The organism is Corynebacterium sp. MSK071 (assembly GCF_030232125.1).
Classification (GTDB): domain Bacteria; phylum Actinomycetota; class Actinomycetes; order Mycobacteriales; family Mycobacteriaceae; genus Corynebacterium; species Corynebacterium kefirresidentii.
In genome coordinates this window covers 1-416 of record NZ_JASPJA010000051.1, presented here as the reverse complement: position 1 = coordinate 416, position 416 = coordinate 1, and the positions used below count along the sequence as shown (strand labels likewise).

General features: G+C 52.6%; 1 pseudogene. It reads right to left on the bottom strand.

What is annotated here, in order from left to right:
• Positions 1-416: pseudogene (locus QP990_RS12155) on the bottom strand (hypothetical protein); the annotation flags it as partial.

The following is a 416-nucleotide window of genomic DNA, read 5'->3' as shown; positions in this document are numbered from 1 at the left end:
AACCGCTTTCTCCACACCGGTCAAACGCAAAGGCTGCGTAACCCGCAGTAAAATACGAGCCTTCGTCACCACCATCAGAACAACTGCAGCTAATGCTGCGAGATGAGCTAAAGCCCATCCTGCAGCCACAAACAGAACGATGGCCTTCAACGTCACCGGCAACGCGCCAGCAATAACAACAAGTGGGAAATCCAAAATAATGAACTTCGCACCATTGACCACCGACCAAAAAATAAACAACGCCGCCAGCGGATGCCCAGTCAGAAGAGCAATCACAATCAAGTCCGCCGCCCACGGCAACACCACACCGCTGAGCCCAAAGCCGAAAAACTTCAAGGCCACAACCAGCATGCCCAACAACAGTCCCGCGGTCGATAAAGCAACCGGAACTGCAAGCAATGGTTTGCCAAACACCA